General features: G+C 59.2%; 11 protein-coding genes. 8 read left to right on the top strand and 3 right to left on the bottom strand.

The window, feature by feature from the left end:
- The first annotated feature begins 55 nt into the window (after positions 1–55).
- Genes TRL7639_RS14430 through TRL7639_RS14460 form a run of 7 tightly spaced genes read left to right on the top strand, consistent with a single transcriptional unit; the run spans position 56 to position 8583 of the window.
- Positions 56–2143 carry a hydantoinase/oxoprolinase family protein gene (locus TRL7639_RS14430; RefSeq protein WP_085796571.1) on the top strand — a complete coding sequence of 696 codons (2088 nt, stop codon included), beginning with the start codon at positions 56–58 and terminating at the stop codon, positions 2141–2143.
- A complete protein-coding gene (locus TRL7639_RS14435) occupies positions 2140–3849 on the top strand; it encodes a hydantoinase B/oxoprolinase family protein (protein WP_085796572.1) in 1710 nt (569 codons plus the stop codon). The genes TRL7639_RS14430 and TRL7639_RS14435 overlap by 4 nt, the downstream gene beginning before the upstream one ends.
- A complete protein-coding gene (locus TRL7639_RS14440; RefSeq protein ID WP_085796573.1) occupies positions 3846–5057 on the top strand; it encodes an NAD(P)/FAD-dependent oxidoreductase in 1212 nt (403 codons plus the stop codon). Before TRL7639_RS14435 ends, TRL7639_RS14440 begins: the two co-directional genes overlap by 4 nt.
- Positions 5057–5830 carry an HpcH/HpaI aldolase family protein gene (locus TRL7639_RS14445; RefSeq protein WP_085796574.1) on the top strand — a complete coding sequence of 258 codons (774 nt, stop codon included), beginning with the start codon at positions 5057–5059 and terminating at the stop codon, positions 5828–5830. Before TRL7639_RS14440 ends, TRL7639_RS14445 begins: the two co-directional genes overlap by 1 nt.
- Entirely contained in the window at positions 5827–7041 is a 1215-nt protein-coding gene (locus TRL7639_RS14450; RefSeq protein ID WP_085796575.1) for a pyridoxal phosphate-dependent aminotransferase, read from the top strand. The genes TRL7639_RS14445 and TRL7639_RS14450 overlap by 4 nt, the downstream gene beginning before the upstream one ends.
- Positions 7038–7877 (top strand): NAD-dependent epimerase/dehydratase family protein, encoded by an 840-nt coding sequence (locus TRL7639_RS14455; protein WP_085796576.1) that lies wholly within the window; start codon positions 7038–7040, stop codon positions 7875–7877. The genes TRL7639_RS14450 and TRL7639_RS14455 overlap by 4 nt, the downstream gene beginning before the upstream one ends.
- Positions 7878–7881: 4 nt before the next feature.
- Positions 7882–8583: an SDR family oxidoreductase gene (locus TRL7639_RS14460; protein WP_085796577.1), complete on the top strand. Its 702-nt coding sequence runs from the start codon at positions 7882–7884 to the stop codon at positions 8581–8583.
- Between the two features lie 266 nt (positions 8584–8849).
- On the opposite strand, the gene TRL7639_RS14465 is transcribed toward TRL7639_RS14460, so the two are convergent.
- Positions 8850–11324, bottom strand: coding sequence for a GcvT family protein (locus TRL7639_RS14465; protein ID WP_085796578.1), 2475 nt, complete (start codon positions 11322–11324; stop codon positions 8850–8852).
- Positions 11325–11480: 156 nt separating this feature from the next.
- On the bottom strand, positions 11481–13001 hold the full coding sequence (locus TRL7639_RS14470) for a trimethylamine methyltransferase family protein (RefSeq protein ID WP_085796579.1): 1521 nt from the start codon (positions 12999–13001) through the stop codon (positions 11481–11483).
- A gap of 91 nt (positions 13002–13092) precedes the next feature.
- Between TRL7639_RS14470 and TRL7639_RS14475 the strand changes: the two genes are divergently transcribed.
- Positions 13093–14049: a LysR substrate-binding domain-containing protein gene (locus TRL7639_RS14475; protein WP_085796580.1), complete on the top strand. Its 957-nt coding sequence runs from the start codon at positions 13093–13095 to the stop codon at positions 14047–14049.
- Here the strand turns inward: TRL7639_RS14475 and TRL7639_RS14480 are convergent.
- Complete coding sequence (locus TRL7639_RS14480) at positions 14030–14512, bottom strand: fasciclin domain-containing protein (protein WP_085796581.1); 483 nt, start codon at positions 14510–14512, stop codon at positions 14030–14032. The genes TRL7639_RS14475 and TRL7639_RS14480 overlap by 20 nt on opposite strands.
- Positions 14513–14657 lie beyond the last annotated feature (145 nt).

Raw genomic sequence — 14657 nt, forward strand, 5'->3', positions numbered from 1 at the left:
GATCTGCCATGGTCCTACGTCTACATGCTGATCTTATGTGGATGTGGAGAGACTGATGAAGGCCGAATCTATTCGAATGGGCGTCGATATTGGCGGGACATTCACGGATGTCGTTCTGGAAAAGGCGGGCGAACAGTATTCGGTCAAAGTGCTTACCACCTACGCGGCCCCCGAGAACGCGATCATCGACGGTATGCATCAGGTTTGCGCCAAGGCAGGTGTCAATCCCTCAGCCATTGAGCAGATCATCCATGGAACAACTCTGGCCACCAACGCGCTGATTGAGCGGCGCGGTGCCAAAACTGCGTTGATCACGACGGAAGGCTTCCGCGATGTGATTGAGATGCGTACCGAAAGCCGGTTTGAACAGTACGACCTGAATCTGAACCTGCCTGATCCGCTGTTGCCGCGTCAGATGCGTTTCACTGTCCCAGGACGGGTGAACGCCAAAGGCGAAATTCTGGTAGAGCTTGAGCGTGCAGATGTCGAAGCCGTTGTGGACCGCATTGCAGAAGCGGGATTCGAAAGCGTCGCGGTTGGTTTGATCCACTCGTACCTCAACCCCAAACATGAGCAGTTGGTACGTGATGTTTTGGCCGAAAAGCTGCCAGATGTTTCGGTGTCGATCTCGTCCGAGGTTTCGCCGCAGATGCGCGAATACGAACGGTTCAACACCGTGGTCGCCAACGCCTACATCAAGCCGCTCATGGCCTCCTACCTTGGACGGCTCGAAGATCGTCTGCGCGGCGAAGGCGTCGATTGCCGTATCTTCCTGATGCATTCAGGCGGCGGGATCATCTCGATTCAAAACGCGGCCGATTTCCCGGTGCGTCTGGTGGAAAGCGGACCGGCGGGTGGCGCGGTCTTCGCGGCCCACATTGCCGCCCGCTATGGTCTGGACAAGGTGCTGTCCTTTGACATGGGCGGGACCACGGCAAAGATTTGCCTGATCAAGAACCAAACGCCAAAGACCAGCCGCGTGTTCGAGGTCGCGCGAACCTACCGGTTCAAGAAAGGCTCGGGCATGCCGATCTCGATACCGGTGATCGATATGGTCGAAATTGGTGCGGGTGGCGGGAGCCTCGCCCATGTGGACGGCATGCGGCAAATTCGTGTCGGCCCTGAAAGTGCAGGGTCCGAACCTGGACCCGCCTGTTATGGGCGCGGCGGCACGCGACCGGGTGTTACAGATGCCGACCTTGTGCTGGGCAAATTGGATCCGGACAATTTTGCCGGTGGTTCGATTGCCCTTCATCCCGATCGATCGGAACAAGCGTTGAGCGCACATGTCGGTGACACTCTGGACATGGACGCGGTCGAGGCGGCATTTGGTGTGGCCGAGGTGGTTGACGAAAACATGGCCAATGCGGCGCGGGTTCACGCCGTCGAGAATGGCGAAGACCTGAGCGAGTACACCATGATCGCCTTTGGCGGCGCAGCTCCGCTGCATGCCGGGCGTCTTTGCGAAAAGCTTGGGGTTGAGCGGCTGCTTGTGCCGCCTGGCGCAGGTGTCGGTTCTGCCATTGGCTTCCTGCGCGCGCCGTTCAGCTTTGAGGCCAACCGGTCAGTCTATATGAAGCTGAGCGATTTCGATGCGGACAAGATCAAAGGCCTCCTGACCGATCTCAAAGCCGAGGCGACAGGCTTTGTGCGCACCTGCGATGAAGTCAGCCCGATCCTGTCGGAGTTCAAGGTCTACATGCGCTACACCGGTCAGGGCTGGGAAATCCCAATTGACCTCACCGAAGAGCAAGCGATGAATCCGGACGCGGCGACATTTGAAACACGGTTCGAAGAGGATTACACCAAGCTGTTTGGTCGTCCCGTCGCGGGCATGGATATCGAGATTACCGTCTGGTCGGTGAACGCCACAACGCCGCCGGAAGACGTCGCGCGCATTGAAACCACAGACGGCAGCGCGCCTGTTGTGCTGAACGGTACGAGGCAGCTCTTTGACGCGGCATCCACAAAATACCTTGATGCCCGTGTCATCGACAGGAGTCTCATGGAGGCAGGCCAGCGCGCACATGGCCCTGCCGCCGTAACCGAAGCTGAGACGACCATTATTGTTCCCGCCAGTCGGGACGCCATCCGCCAGCCTGATGGCTGCATCGATGTCGTGACGAGGAGAGCTGTCCAATGACTCAAGAACACTCGAAAGTCGCCTATCAGGTCATGTGGAACCGCCTGATTTCGGTCGTCGAAGAACAGGCGCAGGCACTGGTGCGCACGGCGTTCTCAACCTCGGTCCGCGAGGCCGGGGACCTGTCGGCAGGCGTTTATGACACGCATGGCAACATGCTGGCGCAGGCCGTCACGGGCACCCCGGGACATGTCAACGCAATGGCCGATGCCGTAGCGCATTTCATCCGCCGGATTGGGCGGCAAAACATGTTTGAAGGCGATGTCTACATAACCAATGACCCGTGGGAGGGCACGGGACACCTGCATGACATCACGATGGTCACGCCCTCTTTCCACAAAGGCACCTTGGTCGGCTTCTTCGCCTGCACGGCGCATATCGTCGATATCGGCGGGCGAGGCTTTGGCGCGGATGCGCAGAGCGTTTATGAGGAAGGTCTGTATATCCCGATCATGAAATTCGCTGATCGAGGTGAGGTGGACGAAACGCTTGTCCGCATCATCAGGGGCAACGTGCGGGAACCGGATCAGCTGATCGGCGACATCTACGCGCTGGCAACCTGTAATGAGATCGGACACCGCCGCCTGATAGACATGATGGAAGAGTTCGAACTCAGCCATCTGGACGGCATCGCCGCTTTCATCCTCGAAAACTCGCGCCGGGCGACGATCGAGGCGATCGCTGCATTGCCGCAGACATCCGCCACCGGCGAAATGACGATGGACGGCTTTGATGTGCCCATTGCGCTGAAGGTGAAGGTTAGCGTTGAAAAAGACCGTATCGTCACCGACTTCACGGGAACGTCCGGCCTCGACAGGAAGGGCATCAACTGCCCGCTTGTCTACACCAAGGCTTACGCCTGCTACGCGCTCAAAGTGGCGATTGCGCCGGAGATACCGAACAACGCAGCCTCGCTTGCTCCGTTTGAAATCACAGCACCGGAAAACTCCATAGTAAACGCGCTGCACCCCGCTCCGGTCGCTTTGCGTCACATCGTGGGGCATTTTGTGCCGGATGCGGTCTACGACGCGTTTGACAAGATCGTACCCGGCTTAGTGCCTGCCGAAGGCGCGGGATGTCTGTGCAATTTCCAGGTCAGCTTGCGCCCGCGCAGCGACGCACCAGCCCCTGCGGATGCGCGTCGTTCGGAAGTTTTGACCTTTAATTCCGGCGGTTCCGGCGCGCGGCCCGAGCACGATGGCATGAACGCGACAGCCTTCCCATCGGGCGTGATGACCATGCCGATTGAGGCGACCGAACACGCAGGCCCCGTCATCATTTGGCGAAAGGAACTGCGGCCCGACAGCGGCGGCGCGGGCAAGACACGCGGCGGTTTGGGGCAATACATGGAAGTCGGCGCACAGGAAGGCCACGAGTTCGATATTCAGGCCATGTTCGACCGCAGCCAGCACCCGGCGAGGGGTCGCCGTGGCGGCCAGAACGGCGCACCAACGACGATTGCACGGGACGATGGATCGGCGATGCGGGTCAAGGGCAAGCAATTCGTCCCACACGGCCGAAAGGTGGTGATGGCCTTTCCGGGGGGCGCTGGCTACGGCGATCCATTGGGCCGCCCGAAAGACCTTGTAAAACGCGATCTGGCGCGGGGATATATTACTGAAGAAACAGCTCGGACGGACTATGGTTTGTCCGCTGAGGACATCACGGCGGTGCAATCTGCTGTTGAAAAGGGGGACCAGATATGAGCAACCAAAGCCCATCAAAACAAAGTTATGACGTGATCATCATCGGAGGCGCCATCATGGGCGCCTCGACCGCTTGGTTCCTGTCCGACAACAAAGATTTCGATGGCTCTGTCCTCGTCGTCGAACGGGACATGACCTATGAGAATTGTTCGACCACGCACACAAACTCCTGCATGCGGCAGCAATTCTCGACCGAATTGAACGTGCGGATTAGCCAGTTTGCTGCCGACTTCGTCAAAAACATCCGCAGCTATATGGGTGGTGATGACCGGGTACCGGAACTTGGCATCCGCTCCTTCGGGTACATGTACTTTGCCGACAACGAAGGATTTGCCGATGTGCTGCGCGAAAGCCAGAAGGTGCAACTGGCGGCTGGCGCGGCAACCCAGCTTATGACACCCGACGAGATCAAAACCGCTTATCCCTTTTACAATGTGGACGACATCGTGCTTGGGTCCATCAACCTGGTGGATGAAGGCTATTGGGACGGGGCCGCCGTCAATGACTGGTGGCGACGTCAAAGCCGCGAGCGCGGTGCCGAATGGATTCAGAACGAAATTGTGGCGATGACCCGCAACGCTGCTGGCAACCGCGTCGAAAGTGTCACTCTCGCATCAGGCGAAGTGATTGCCTGTGGTCAGGTCGTCAATGCGTCCGGCCCACGCGCGGCACGCACCACCCAGATGGCGGGCATCGACGTGCCGGTGGAGCCGCGCAAACGCTATTCGTGGATCTTTAAGGCCGAACAACCGCTGGATCAGGACTTGCCGCTGACCATCGACCCCTCAGGTGTGCACGTGCGCGAAAACGGCGGCGGCACATATCAGTGCGGTGGGCATTCCGATTACGATCCTGCCGTAGACTTTGATGACTATGCGATGGATCACTCCATGTGGGAAAACCACGTCTGGCCCATCCTTGCGACGCGTATCCCGCAGTTCGAGGCGATCAAAGTGCAATCCGAATGGGGCGGGCACTATGCCATGAACACTTTTGATCACAACGCGATCATGGGACCCCACACAGAACTTTCAAATTTCATCTTCCTTAATGGCTTCTCCGGCCACGGGCTGCAGCAGTCGCCTGCCATGGGACGCGGGACTGCTGAGTGGCTGACCTACGGCGAATACCGCGCGCTTGATCTGACACCGTTCAATTACGAGCGGATTCCAGAAAACAGGCCGATCATCGAGAAAGCTATTATCTGATGAAGCTTCCCGCCAATCCCTTCACCCGTGCCATCGCAGCCGGTGAGAAACAAGTCGGCCTTTGGATCAGCCTGTGCAGCAACTTCGCCGCAGAGGTGGTATCGACCGCTGGATTCGACTGGGCGCTGATCGACATGGAGCACAGCGCCAACGACTACTTCAGTGTAATCGGTCAGCTTCAGGCGTTTGCGCCGTCCCCGACTACGGCCCTCGTGCGTGTAGAATGGAACGACGCGGTTGCGGTCAAGCGGTTGTTGGATCTGGGCGCGCCGGGCCTGTTGTTTCCAATGATCCAATCGGTGGAAGAGGCCAAACAAGCGGTTGCGGCGACGCGCTACCCGCCACACGGCGTTCGTGGCGTCTCGGGCGCGACCCGAGCAACGGCCTTTGGGCGCATCACCGATTACGTGGCTCGAGTTGAGGAAGAAACCGCTGTTCTCTTGCAACTGGAAACCCGCGAGGCGGTAGAACAGGCCGAAGCGATTGGCGCGGTTGATGGCGTCAATGGCATTTTCTTTGGACCCGCAGACATTGCGGCCGATATTGGCAAACTCGGCAAGCCGATGGACCCGGATGTCTGGGCCTTGGTCAAGCCTGCGGCGCAAAAACTGATTGCGAAAGGCATGCCAGTTGGCACCTTGGTCACGGACCCCGCCTTTGCGGCTGACCTTTTGAACGAAGGCTTCACCTTTGTTGCCATTGGGACAGACACGGGGCTTTTGGCGCGGGCCGCTGATGCGGCCCTGGCGCAAACAAAAGGCGCGCAGCAATGAGTTTCGCCTCATCGCGTCTTGCTCAGGTCAAGCCATCCGCTTCTGCCTGGGTCAGCCAGGCTGCAAAAGAGGCCAAGGCGCGCGGTGAAGATGTCATTGATCTTGGTCTTGGCGAGCCGGATTTCGACACGCCCGATCATATCAAGGAAGCGGCACATCAGGCAGCTCTCAGGGGCGAAACAAAGTATCCGCCGACGAACGGCACCCTCGCGATGCGGCAGGCTGTCGTGGACAAGTTCAAACGTGAAAACGCTCTGAACTATGCGTTGGACGAAGTGATCGTGTCGAACGGGGCCAAACAGGTGCTTTTCAACGCCTTCATGGCCACGTTGGAGCCGGGCGACGAGGTGCTGCTCTGCGCGCCCTATTTCGGTCAGTACAAGGACATTGTACTTATTCTGGGCGGCGTGCCGGTGCCGCTAGAATGCCCGGCTGAAGCTGGCTTTCTACTGACGCCTGATCAATTGCGCGACGCCATCACGCCCAAGACCCGATGGCTGCTCTTGAACCAACCGTCGAACCCATCGGGTGCGGTCTATTCGGATGCCGAGATCACGGCACTCGGCGACGTGCTGGTCGATCATGAGCGTGTGCTGGTCCTGTCGGACGAGATCTATGAGCACATCCTGTTTGACGGGCGCGTGTTCCGATCGTTTGCGGCGCTTTGCCCGGGTTTGAAAGACCGCACTTTGACGGTCAACGGCGTGTCCAAAGCCTATGCCATGACGGGTTGGCGCATTGGTTATGGTGCTGGGCACAAGGATCTGATCGCGGCGATGACCAAAGTGCAAAGCCAGATCTCATCAGGAGCGTGTTCCATCGCCCAAGCGGCTGCCGCGGCCGCATTGAACGGGCCACAAGATAATGTCCTCGGCTTTTGCCGGGCGTTCGAGGCGCGCCGTGACCTTGTGGTCGCGCGTGTGGCCCAGATCCCGGGCCTGACGCTCGATGCACCGGGCGGCGCGTTTTATGGCCTGATCGGCTGCGCCGGTCTGATTGGCGCTAAGACCCCTCTGGGTGAAACGCTCGCGAACGATACAGATGTCACAGCCTATCTTCTAAATGCTGCAGGCGTCGCCGCCGTGCCCGGCAGTGCCTATGACCTTTCACCGTTTTTCCGAATTTCAACAGCGACCTCGGAAGAGATTCTAAACGATGCGATGGATCGCATTGCTCGCGCTGTTTCTGACCTCAAAGGACTGACTTTATGAAAAAGATCGTACTCACAGGCGCGGCTGGACGCCTTGGTTCCTACTTACGCGAACCACTTTCCAAGATGTGCGAAAACTTCGTATCCTCGGACATTGCCGACAGCGTCACAAATCTTGCTGCGAATGAAACCTATGTGAAAGCCGATATCACCGATCTCGACGCCATGGTTGCGCTTCTGGAAGGCGCGGACATGGTGGTGCATTTCGGTGCGGTCGGCGACGAAGCCCCGATGGAAGTGCTTTGGGGGCCGAACTTCTACGGCGCCTATACTGTGTGGGAGGCTGCGTATCGCAATAAGCTGCGCCGCGTTGTCTATGCCTCGTCAATCCACGCGGTGGGCATGCACAAAAAGACCGATTTCATCGGCATTGATGCCCCCCATAAACCCGACACGTTCTATGGGCTTGCGAAGTGTTTTGCCGAAGACCTCGCCTCTCTCTATTGGGACAAGCGCGGGCTTGAATCCGTCTGCATGCGCATCCTGTCTTGCGCGCAGCCGACCAATTCACGCGCTGTGGGCACCTGGCTCAGCTATGATGATCTGATCCACATGGTAGAACGCGCGATCACCACGCCCATCACAGGTTTCAGCGTGGTCTACGGCGTGTCGAATAACGATCGTGCACCAGTCGATAACGCCAAGGCGCAACACTTGGGCTACCGCCCGAAGGATAACGCCGAGCAATTCGCTGCAGAAATCTTTGCCGCAGATGGCCCGCTCGACCCCCGTGATCCCGCCAACACCCACCACGGCGGCCCGTTTGCATCCGTCGAGTTGGGCAATAGCGGCATGGCCCATCTGAACCTCAGCGCAGACGACACCGGAAAGGACTAAGCACATGGAAAAAGTTGCACTGATTACAGCGGGCGGATCAGGTATGGGCGCAGACAGCGCACGCGCCTTGGCCGCAGATGGCTTCAAGGTTGGGATTCTGTCTTCGTCCGGCAAAGGCGAAGCACTTGCCAAAGAACTTGGCGGTATTGGCATCACAGGCACCAACAAATCTGAAGAAGACCTGCAAGAGCTGGTCGATGCGGCTGTGAACCACTGGGGCCGTGTCGACGTTTTGGTGAACTCCGCCGGTCATGGACCGCGCGCACCGGTCCTCGAACTCACCGATGAGGACTGGCACGAAGGAATGGAAGTCTACTTCCTGAACGCCGTACGCCCCTCGCGTCTCGTCACACCGATCATGCAAAAACAGGGTGGCGGGGCGGTCATCAATATTTCGACCTTTGCCGCGTTTGAGCCGAACCCTGTGTTTCCAACCTCAGGCGTGATGCGCGCCGGGCTTGCGGCCTTCACAAAACTCTTTGCTGACAAATACGCAGCCGAGAACATCCGCATGAACAACGTGCTGCCAGGGTTCATTGACAGCCTGCCAGAGAAAGAGGAATTCCGCTCCATGATCCCGATGGGACGCTACGGCAACTCGCTTGGCGAGATCGCAAGTGTCGTGGCCTTTTTGGCCTCGGAGGGTGGAGCTTACAGCACTGGTCAGAATATCCGGGTCGATGGGGGTATTACCCGGTCGGTTTAGTACCAATGATAATGAGGCCAAGTGCACCGCTGGTCGCCGGCGCGATCGTGGCTTGTCATCGTCGAAGTCCGCTATCCGCACTTGGCTGCCATTTATGCATCTTGCAGCATCGGCGATTCTGGGCTCAAACCGGTACTTCGCCGCGTATGGGGTGAACGGCAGCATTTGGTTCATTGGAAGTGACTCCATCACACATGTGGCGGAGCCATCCGCAATCGACACTTGCAACATGGGCTGGCGGCGAGCCGCCCCCCACTGGATTTGGTTCAGGCCCGCATATTCGCGCCATTGGCGTCATAGATTGGCGCGCCCAGAACCTCGGTGTCATACATCTCACCCAAAATCTCGACCTGCAGCTGCGTGCCGGGTGCGGCGTGCTCCGCCGCGATGTATCCCATCGCCATCGAACGCTGCGCATGATGCGCGTAGCCGCCCGAGCTGACATATCCCACCGCTGCGCCATCTTTCAGGATCGCCTCGTCGTTTGAGACATCAATCCCGTCCACATCGATGGTCATCGTCACCAGCCTTTGCTTTGGCCCCGCCGCGCGCGCGGCCAGGGTGGCGTCTTTGCCGACAAAGTCCTTCTTCCAGTTGATGAAGACGTCCATGCCGCTTTCGACCGCGTCGAAATCAGGGCGGAAATCCAGCGTCCACACGCCCCAACCCTTCTCCAACCGCATCGACATCAGCGCGCGCGCGCCATACCAGCGATAGCCCAGATCAGCGCCCGCCTCTTCAATCGCCTCGGCCAGGCGCAGCAGGTATTGCGGCTTGCAATAGATCTCATACCCTAACTCACCGCTGAACGAGATCCGGTTCAGGATCACCGGCACCCCGCCCACGAAGGTTTGTCGCAGGTCGCGGAACTTGAAGGTCTGGGCCGAAATATCCTCACGCATGATCCCTTGCAGCAGCGCCCGCGATTTCGGCCCCGACAGCGCAATCCCGTGCCAATCATCGCTGACGTTGGCGTAACTCACGTCATCGGGCAGATCCTTTTCAAACCACCTCCGATGCGCCTCTTGCATGGCGCCCGAGCCGAACAGCATGAAATGCTCTTCGCCCAGACAAGCCACCGTCAGATCACCGTACAGTTTGCCGTTGGGTGTCAGCATCGGCGTCAGCGTCAGGCGACCCGGTTTCGGCACATAGCCGGCCAGCACGCGATCCAGATAGGACCGCGCTCCGGGACCCTTGAACTCATGCTTGGCGAAGTTGGCGATCTCGATCCCGCCAACAGCCTCGCGCACCGCCTGAACTTCGCGTGCGACATACTCATGGGAGCGGTTACGCTCAAACGTCGGCTCCTCGTGGGCATCCTCTGGCCCATCGGCGAACCACAACGCGTTCTCAAGGCCAAACCCCTGACCCATCCGCGCGCCCCGCGCGACCAACCGATCATAGAGCGCGGTGGTCTTCTGCATCCGCCCCTTGGGTAGCGTTTCATTGGGGAAGGTCATCACGAACCGGCGCTCATAGTTCTCGGTCGATTTCACGGTGCCCCAATCAGGGGTCGCGAAATCGCCAAACCGCGCCACATCCATCGCCCAGACGTCGATGGACGGCTCGCCGTCAATCATCCACTCGGCCATGGTCAGACCCACGCCGCCGCCCTGACAGAACCCCGCCATGACGCCCACGGCGCACCAGTAGTTCTTCATCCCCGGCACTGGCCCGATCATCGGATTGCCATCGGGGCCGAATGTGAACGGCCCGTTGATCATATCCTTGATGCCGACCTCTCCAATCGCCGGGATACGTTCAAACGACATCTCCAACCGGTCCGCGATCCGGTCCAGATCCGGCTGCAACAGCTCGTGACCAAAGTCCCACGGCGTGCCACCCACCTTCCACGGCGTTCCCTTGGGCTCATAAGTGCCCAATAGCATCCCCTGACGTTCCTGCCGGAAATAGATGTTGGCCTCGTAATCAATGCCGGCGGGCAGGCGGGTTGGGTGCTTGGCCACTGCGTCGATCTTTTCGGTGATCAGATAGTGGTGTTCCATCGGTTGCACCGGCAGGTTCAGCCCCTGCATATGCCCCACCTCACGCGCCCATAGACCGCCACAGTTCACGATATGCTCGGCGTTGATCACACCCTTGGGCGTGGTCACATCCCAGCTGCCATCGGGGCGCTGCCTGGTCGCTGTGACGCCACAATGGGTGAAGTATTGCGCCCCATGTACCTTGGCCGATTTGGCAAAGGCATAGGTCGCGCCCGATGGATCCAGATCGCCATCCTGATCATCCCATAGCGCCGCATAGTAATGTTTCGGATCAATCAGCGGATGCCGCTCGGCCACCTCGGCGGGGCTGATGAACTCCTGGTTCAGCCCCATGTAGCGCGCTTTGGACCGTTCGCGCTTGAGGTAGTCATACCAGGTCTTGTTCGACGCCAGATAGAAACCGCCAGTGATGTGCAGACCCACGGAATGGCCCGAAGTCTCCTCGATCTCCTTATACAGATCGATGGTATAGCTCTGCAGGCGCGAGATGTTGGGGTCCGAGCTGATGGTGTGGATCTGCCCGGCTGCGTGCCAGCTCGATCCGCTCGTCAACTCGTCCCGCTCCAGCAGGACAACGTCTTTCCAACCAAACTTGGCCAGATGGAACAGGATCGAACAGCCGACAACGCCGCCGCCGATGACCACGACCTTGGCATGCGACGGCAGGGGTTTGCCGCCGGTGCCTTCTTCCTTGTGGATGTTGAGTGTGGATTGGGTGAATTGATCTGACATTTCTGTTGTCCTCAGGTCTGGGGCAAACGGCGGATGGGAAATGGGAGCGATGGCGCAAAACCGGTGCACGGGTTGTGCACGCATGGTGCACGCTTAGTGCACAGGTGTTTTCGCGGTTTCGCATCACCTGAGCATATGCGTGAAGATTGGGTTAACTCAGTACCACGCATCCGGCAGTTCCTCCTTGCGGCGGGCGACATATGCGGCCAGTTCTTCGCGCACTCCTTGATTCATGGCCGGGGGCTCATAGGCATCCAGCATCGCATTCCAGCGTTCATAAGCGCGCCGACGCATGTCCTTGGATCCGCCTTCCTCCCAGCTTTCAACATTCTCGCTATCGCTCAGAGCAGGCTCATAAAACGCGGTCTGATAGTTGCGCATCGTGTGGCCGGATCCCAGGAAATGCCCGCCGGGCGCAACTTCTCCATAGGCATCGCGCGCCAACGCCTCGTCACCGGTATCCAGGCCCTGCGAAAGTACCTTTTGGTACGACCCAAGCCGGTCCGCATCCATGATCAGCTTTTCGAACCCGGTACACAGGCCGCCCTCCAACCAGCCGGCCGAATGCAGCACGAAATTGGCTCCGGCCAGCATGGTCGAATGCATCGAATCCGCGCTTTCATAGGCCGCCTGCGCATCCTCAATCTTGGATGCGGTCAGCGACCCGCCACAGCGCAGCGGTAGGCCAACGCGCCGGGCCAACTGACCAATCGCATAATTCGAAATCACCGGTTCGGGCATTCCAAATGTGGGCGCGCCGGATTTGAGCGACATCGAACTTAGGAAGTTGCCCAGCACAAAGGGCGCGCCGGGGCGGATCATCTGGGCATAGGCGCAGCACATCATCGCTTCGGCCATGGCCTGCGCCACGCTGGCTGCCGTCGACACCGGACCCATTGCGCCAGACAGAATAAATGGAACAACAACAATGCCTTGACCGCGCCCGCAATAGGTGCGGATCGCCTCGGTCACCACCTTGTCCACCAAGAGCGGCGAGTTGGTGTTGACGTTGCCCATAATGACGCAATTGTTCTCCATCACATCCGCGCCAAACACGATCTCGGCCATATCCACACTGTCCTGTGCGCGGCTCATTTCGGTGATCGCGCCCAGATGAGGTTTGTCGCTAAGTGTCATGTGGGCAAAGAGCATATCCAGGTGCCGTTTGCTGACAGGGACGTCGCAGGGTTCGACAATCACAAGCCCGGTGTGATGCAGATTTGGGTGAAGATAGGCCAGCTTCACCAGCTTTTCAAAACTGTCCATATCGCCATAGCGCCGCCCACCTTCCAGATCGCGCACAAAAGGCGCGCCATAGATCGGCGCGAAAACTTGATGGGGACCACCGATGATGACCGACCGCTCGGGGTTGCGCGCCAGCTGCGTGAACTGCGACGGGGCCTTGGCACATAAATCGCGAATCCAGGCCGCATCGGCGCGCACGATGTCGTCCTCGATCCGGGCGCCTTTCTCGCGCCACAGATCCAGTGCCACCGGATCGTCTCGGAACGCGATGCCAACGTCCTGAATGATCCAATCGACCTGCGCCTCCAGCGTGGCGATCTGCTCTTCGTCCAGCGGATCAAAGAACGGCAGGCGTCGCTGAATGTGCGGCGAGGCCGGTGCTCCGGTCTCTGCAGTTTGCCGGGCGCGGCTGGCGCGGGCACGTCGGGCCATAGGCTCTCTCCCTTAAGTGATGCGTAAGGTTAGGGTGCTAAAACGGGCCTGTGACGGTTGAAAAACTTGATGCTTTAGATAAGCATGAGTTATGCAAGAACTCTGGAAACTCGTCACATCCCCCCGCCACCTCATCGTGTTTGAGGTCGCCGCGCGACACGGATCGTTCACACGGGCGGCAGCTGAGCTGAACGTGCAGCAACCCGCCGTCAGTGCGTCAATCGCGCAGCTCGAGGCCTCTCTGGGTGTGCTGCTCTTCGATCGGGCACACCGCAAAGTCGGGTTGACCCACGCCGGAGAGCGTTTGTTTTCAGATGTTTCCGCTGCTTTGAACCGAATTCTGCAATCCGCGCGAGAGGTGCATCAGCGCGGGCGTAACGACCATGTGACCGTCTCGGTCAGCTCGGCCTTTGCCAACTATTGGATGGTGCCGCGCTTGCAGCAGTTCCATGACAGCCATCCGGGCATCGATCTGCGGGTGCAAACCAGTGACCGTGAGCCCGACATTGACGCCGAAGGAATCAGTCTTGCCATAAGACGGGGCGATGGATCATGGCCTGGCGTCCATTCCGCCCTGATCGCCCATGAGGTCATCTCTCCGATCGCCAGCCCTCAGGTGATGGCAGCGGCGGTGAACCTGGTCACGCCGGCCAATCTTTTGCATGAACGGTTGATTCACCTGGAAGAGCCGGTGCGGGAACGGCCCAGCTGGCAGGCCTGGTTCGCGCATCACGACATCCCGGCGCAGGCACCCAAGGCGGGGCTCAGATTGAATGACTATGCGCTGGTGTTGCAGGCGGCGATGGCAGGCGAAGGCTTTGCCTTTGGCTGGCGCCATGTGACCCGTCGGCTGATCGAGCAGGGGTTGCTTGCAGCGAAAACGGATTGGGCCTGGGAGACCGGCAAGGGTTTTTACCTGGTCTGGTCCAAGACCGTGCCCCTCATCCCGCAGGCCGAGCAGGTGCGCGACTGGATGATCGGGATGGGCGAGGGGGAGGAGCAGCACCAAAGCGCTGCTCCAGTCAAACTTACGAGCTTGGCAGAATGACCTTATCGATGACGTGAATGACGCCGTTGCTGGCGGCAATGTCGGCGTCCACGACCGAAGCGTCGTTGATCATCACGCCGTTGTCCAGGTCGATGGTGATCTCACCGCCTTGAACGGTTGCGGCGGACATGTCGTCGCTCAGGTCGGTCGACATGACCTTGCCCGGCACCACGTGATAGGTCAGGATGGCGACCAGCTGATCCTTGTTCTCGGGCTTGAGCAGGTTTTCAACGGTACCTTCGGGCAGGGCTGCAAAGGCGGCATCGGTCGGTGCGAATACAGTGAACGGACCGTCTCCCTTGAGAACGTCGACCAGATCGGCGGCCTGAACAGCGGCCACGAGGGTGCCAAAGTTACCTGCACCCACAGCGGTGTCGACAATGTCCTTGGATGAATTGCCTGCAAATGCAGCCGTGGCTGCGACAGCGGTGGCGGCGGCGGTCAGTACGATTTTGCGAAACATTTTGAATCCTCCATGTCATGCCGTCAGTGGCATTGCAGGAGGTACGGGGTCTGTTCCCGGATGGATCAGAGCAGGTTTCAAGTTTCCATACTTGATCTGCAAAGGCCTTGCGCTAAGCCGCGCAAGGCCTGGACTTCCAGTCACG

This window comes from Falsiruegeria litorea R37 (genome assembly GCF_900172225.1).
Lineage (GTDB): Bacteria > Pseudomonadota > Alphaproteobacteria > Rhodobacterales > Rhodobacteraceae > Falsiruegeria > Falsiruegeria litorea.

Excerpts from the sequence above, each read along its gene's own strand:
- TRL7639_RS14465 (WP_085796578.1), bottom strand. The coding sequence starts at position 11,324 with ATGTCAGATCAATTCACCCAATCCACACTCAACATCCACAAGGAAGAA.
- TRL7639_RS14460 (WP_085796577.1), top strand. The coding sequence starts at position 7,882 with ATGGAAAAAGTTGCACTGATTACAGCGGGCGGATCAGGTATGGGCGCA.
- TRL7639_RS14455 (WP_085796576.1), top strand. The coding sequence starts at position 7,038 with ATGAAAAAGATCGTACTCACAGGCGCGGCTGGACGCCTTGGTTCCTAC.
- TRL7639_RS14480 (WP_085796581.1), bottom strand. The coding sequence starts at position 14,512 with ATGTTTCGCAAAATCGTACTGACCGCCGCCGCCACCGCTGTCGCAGCC.
- TRL7639_RS14430 (WP_085796571.1), top strand. The coding sequence starts at position 56 with ATGAAGGCCGAATCTATTCGAATGGGCGTCGATATTGGCGGGACATTC.
- TRL7639_RS14475 (WP_085796580.1), top strand. The coding sequence starts at position 13,093 with ATGCAAGAACTCTGGAAACTCGTCACATCCCCCCGCCACCTCATCGTG.
- TRL7639_RS14445 (WP_085796574.1), top strand. The coding sequence starts at position 5,057 with ATGAAGCTTCCCGCCAATCCCTTCACCCGTGCCATCGCAGCCGGTGAG.
- TRL7639_RS14470 (WP_085796579.1), bottom strand. The coding sequence starts at position 13,001 with ATGGCCCGACGTGCCCGCGCCAGCCGCGCCCGGCAAACTGCAGAGACC.
- TRL7639_RS14435 (WP_085796572.1), top strand. The coding sequence starts at position 2,140 with ATGACTCAAGAACACTCGAAAGTCGCCTATCAGGTCATGTGGAACCGC.
- TRL7639_RS14440 (WP_085796573.1), top strand. The coding sequence starts at position 3,846 with ATGAGCAACCAAAGCCCATCAAAACAAAGTTATGACGTGATCATCATC.
- TRL7639_RS14450 (WP_085796575.1), top strand. The coding sequence starts at position 5,827 with ATGAGTTTCGCCTCATCGCGTCTTGCTCAGGTCAAGCCATCCGCTTCT.